At 73.3% G+C, this 757-nt stretch carries 1 protein-coding gene; it reads right to left on the bottom strand.

Translation table 11 applies throughout. From position 1 onward, the window contains the following. Positions 1-201: 201 nt before the first annotated feature. On the bottom strand, positions 202-757 hold a 556-nt coding region (locus RF644_RS18695; protein WP_368797659.1), incomplete at its 5' end, for an FAD-dependent oxidoreductase.

Below are 757 nucleotides of genomic sequence, written 5' to 3' on the forward strand. Positions count from 1 at the left end.
GTGCGGTAGGCGCCGGGCTTGTCGAGGTCTCCGGCGCGTACGGCGCAGAACCACATCTGCTCGAAGATGCGCTCCTGCTCGGCGCGGAAGACTGCCTCGTCCACGTAGGTGGAGCCGGGCAGGGTGGAGATCAGGGACTCCGAGACGACATTGGTGGACAACGCGGGTTCTCCTTCTGTGGGCAGAACGGGTCGAGGAGGATCAGGCGGGGACGAGAACGGGGGCGACGGCTGCGGCGGTGAGCTTCTCGAGGGTCTTGCGCCAGCGGCAGAAGAGTTTGGTCTGGTTCCAGGCCAAGACGGCCACGGGGTGCTCGCCGGCGTAGTAGACGGCGAGCAGGGAGTCCTGGCCGGGGCCGCCGTGCTCGTAGGCCACGCGGTCGGCGCGGGAGGCGTCGCCGGCGAACTGCAGGCGGGTGCCGTACTGGTCGGACCAGAAGTAGGGGGGCTTGACCGCCGGCAGGGTCGCCGGGTCCGCGCCCAGCAGCGCGCCCACGGCCACGGCCGGGCGCTCGGCGGCCCCGGTCCAGTGCTCCACCCGGTGGTGGCGGGCGGTGCCCGGCTCCCACCACGCGGCGCAGTCGCCCACGGCCACGACCCCGGGGAGGCTGGTGGCCCCGACCGCGTCGCAGACCACGCCGTTGCCGAGCTCGATCCCGGAGCTCTCCAGCCAGGCCACGTTGGGCGCCGCGCCGATGCCCACGACGACCACGTCGGCGTCCAGGACCCGGCCGTCGGCCAGGTGCACCGCGGCCACG

This window comes from Kocuria sp. CPCC 205258 (assembly GCF_040981005.1).
GTDB lineage: Bacteria > Actinomycetota > Actinomycetes > Actinomycetales > Micrococcaceae > Kocuria > Kocuria rosea.